This is a genomic window from Pseudomonas sp. B3G-3 (genome assembly GCF_028640915.1).
Lineage (GTDB): Bacteria > Pseudomonadota > Gammaproteobacteria > Pseudomonadales > Pseudomonadaceae > Aquipseudomonas > Aquipseudomonas chlororaphis_I.
This window is the reverse complement of the sequence record NZ_JAQZAB010000117.1, coordinates 11,814-14,663: the sequence shown is the minus strand read 5'-3', so window position 1 is coordinate 14,663 and position 2,850 is coordinate 11,814. Positions and strand designations below refer to the sequence as shown.

Annotated in this window: 2 protein-coding genes; both read right to left on the bottom strand. The window is 66.4% G+C overall.

Features of this window, described 5'->3' with window-relative positions:
• Positions 1-115: 115 nt before the first annotated feature.
• Positions 116-1,390 carry an NAD-dependent dihydropyrimidine dehydrogenase subunit PreA gene (gene preA, locus PVZ80_RS22115; RefSeq protein WP_273864549.1) on the bottom strand — a complete coding sequence of 425 codons (1,275 nt, stop codon included), beginning with the start codon at positions 1,388-1,390 and terminating at the stop codon, positions 116-118.
• Positions 1,391-2,758 (bottom strand): NAD(P)-dependent oxidoreductase, encoded by a 1,368-nt coding sequence (locus PVZ80_RS22110; RefSeq protein WP_273864548.1) that lies wholly within the window; start codon positions 2,756-2,758, stop codon positions 1,391-1,393. It abuts the gene before it with no gap.
• Positions 2,759-2,850: the final 92 nt, after the last annotated feature.

Genomic DNA, 2,850 nt, shown 5'->3' with positions numbered 1-2,850 from the left:
GCGGCTGCGAGAGGTCCTTGGCGAATTGCTGGCAGTGCCGCAATCGGCCTGATCGGTCCGCGATGACGTCAGTCCAGTCAATGAGCGTTATCCGGCAAATCCTCTAGCCACTCACTCAAACCGCCTCGCGATACGGATTGCGCGGATCATGCTGCCAGTCGAGGAACGGCTTGCCGGTGTCCTGGGGCACCATCTCGATGCAGTCCTGCACCGGGCAGGTGATCTGGCACAGGTTGCAGCCCACGCATTCGGCGTCGATCACCTCGTACTTATGCGTACCGTCGGCCTGCCTGAGGCTGGCGATGGCCTGGTGCGAGGTGTCTTCGCAGGCGATATGGCAACGGCCGCAACCGATGCAGGCGTCCTGGTCGATCTTGGCGATCACCTGATAGTTGATATCCAGGTACTTCCAGTCGGTGGTGTTGCCCACGGCCTTGCCGGAAAACTGCTGCAGGCTGCCGTAGCCCTGGCTGTCCATCCACCGCGACAGGCCGTCCTTCATCTCCTCGACAATCCGAAAACCATGCAGCATCGCCGCCGTGCACACCTGCACCGCGCCGCAGCCCAGGGCGACGAATTCCGCGGCGTCGCGCCAGTTGCCGATGCCGCCGATACCGCAGATCGGCAGGCCCTGGGTCTGCGGGTCGCGGGCGATCTCGGCCACCATGTTCAGCGCGATCGGCTTGACTGCCGAGCCGCAGTAGCCGCCGTGGGTGCTCTGGCTGCCGACCATCGGATTGGCCACCATGCGCTCCAGATCGACGCTGGTGATCGAGTTGATGGTGTTGATCAGCGACACCGCGTCGGCGCCGCCGCGATGGGCCGCGCGGGCGGCCATGCGGATGTCGGTGATGTTCGGCGTCAGCTTGACGATCACCGGCAGCGAGCACCAGGTCTTGCACCAGCGGGTCACCTGTTCCACGTACTCCGGCACCTGGCCGACCGCCGCGCCCATGCCGCGTTCCGGCATGCCGTGGGGGCAGCCGAAGTTCAGCTCGATGCCGTCGGCGCCGGTGGCTTCCACCAAGGGCAGGATGTTTTTCCACGACTCCTCGACGCAGGGCACCATCAGCGACACGATCAGCGCGCGGTCCGGCCAGTCCTTCTTGACCTGGGTGATTTCCTTGAGGTTGATCTCCAGGGAGCGGTCGGTGATCAGTTCGATATTGTTGATGCCCAGCACTTCGCGGTTGGCGCCGAAGTGCGCCGAGTAGCGTGACGACACGTTGACCGCCGCCGGGTCCTCGCCCAGGGTTTTCCAGACCACGCCGCCCCAGCCGGCCTCGAAGGCGCGGACCACGTTGTAGGCCTTGTCGGTGGGCGGCGCGGAGGCCAGCCAGAACGGATTGGGGGCCTTGATACCGGCGAACACAATCGAGAGATCGGCCATTTACGCAGCCTCCACATTGAGCATGAGTTGGGCATGCATGGCTTCGGCGGCCCGCTTGCCGTGTTGCACCGCCTGCACGGTGAGGTCCTGGCCGAGGCTGACGCAGTCGCCGCCGGCATACACCCCGGGGATGCTGGTGCGCAGTTGTTCGTCGACCTCGATGCGCTCGCCGGCGCGCTTGAGTTCGCGGGCCAGCGGGTCGCCCAGCGCGGCGCCGTCGAACGCCTGGCCGATGGCCTTGAAGATCGCGTCGGCGGCCAGCTCGAAGGTTTCCCCGGTGGTCTGCAGCCGGCCCTCCACCAGGCGGGTGCGGGCGAAGCGCATGCCGCGTACCCGGCCCTGGGCGTCGAGCAGGACTTCCTCGGGCGCGGCCCAGGTCAGCAGGCGCACCTGATTGGCCTTGGCGATGTCCTGTTCGTGTTGAGTGGCGCCCATGTCCTCGACGCCGCGGCGGTACACCAGGTTGACATCGCGGGCGCCGAGGCGGGCCATCTGCACCGCCATGTCGATCGCCGTGTTGCCGGCGCCGAGGACGATGCAGTGGTCGGCCAGGGGCAGTCGGGTGAGGTCGTCGGCCTGGCGCAATTCACGGATGTAGTCGGTGGCGGCCAGCAGGCCGGGGGCGTCCTCATGGGGCAGGCCCAGCTGTTTGCTGGCGGCCAGGCCCAGGCCGAGGAACACCGCGTCGAACTGCTGGTGCAGTTCGGTGAGGCTCAGGTTGTCGCCGAGTTTGTGCCCGTGGCGGATCTCGATGCCGCCGATCTGCAACAGGAAATCCAGCTCCTTCTGGGCGAAGTCGTCCACCAGCTTGTACTTGGCGATCCCGTATTCATTGAGGCCGCCGGCCTTTTCCCGGGCTTCGAAAATCACCACCTCATGGCCGTGCATGGCGCAGCGGTGGGCGCACGATAGCCCCGCCGGCCCGGCGCCGACCACGGCGATGCGCTTGCCGCTGGCGGCGGCGCGCTGGAACGGGTGCTGGCTGAAGTGCGCGTTGTCCACCGCGTAGCGCTGCAACAGGCCGATCAGCACCGGCGCGCATTCCTGGGCGTTGTTGCGCACGCAGGCCTGCTGGCACAGGATCTCCGTCGGGCACACCCGGGCGCAGCTGCCGCCGAGGATATTGGCCGAGAGAATCTTCTGCGCCGCACCCTGCATGTTATCGGTGTGGATATGGCGGATGAACGAGGGAATGTCGATCTCGCTGGGGCAGGCGTTGACGCACGGCGCGTCGTAGCAATACAGGCAGCGCGAGGCTTCCAGGTGCGCCTGGCGGTCGTTGAGCGGCGGCGCCAGGTCGCTGAAATGGCCGGCGAGGGTGGCCGCATCCTCCTGGGGATGGGGCAAGTGGTTCAGGGTCTTGATCACGGTTCTGGCCTCACGGTTTTTTATCGATTGCCTCTGACGGGCATTGTTTTTCTATCGGGCGCGAGCGCCCGGATCGCGAGCAAGCTCGCTCC

Bases quoted from the DNA above. Each gene is read 5' to 3' on its own strand.
- preA (WP_273864549.1), bottom strand. From the start codon at position 1,390: ATGGCCGATCTCTCGATTGTGTTCGCCGGTATCAAGGCCCCCAATCCG.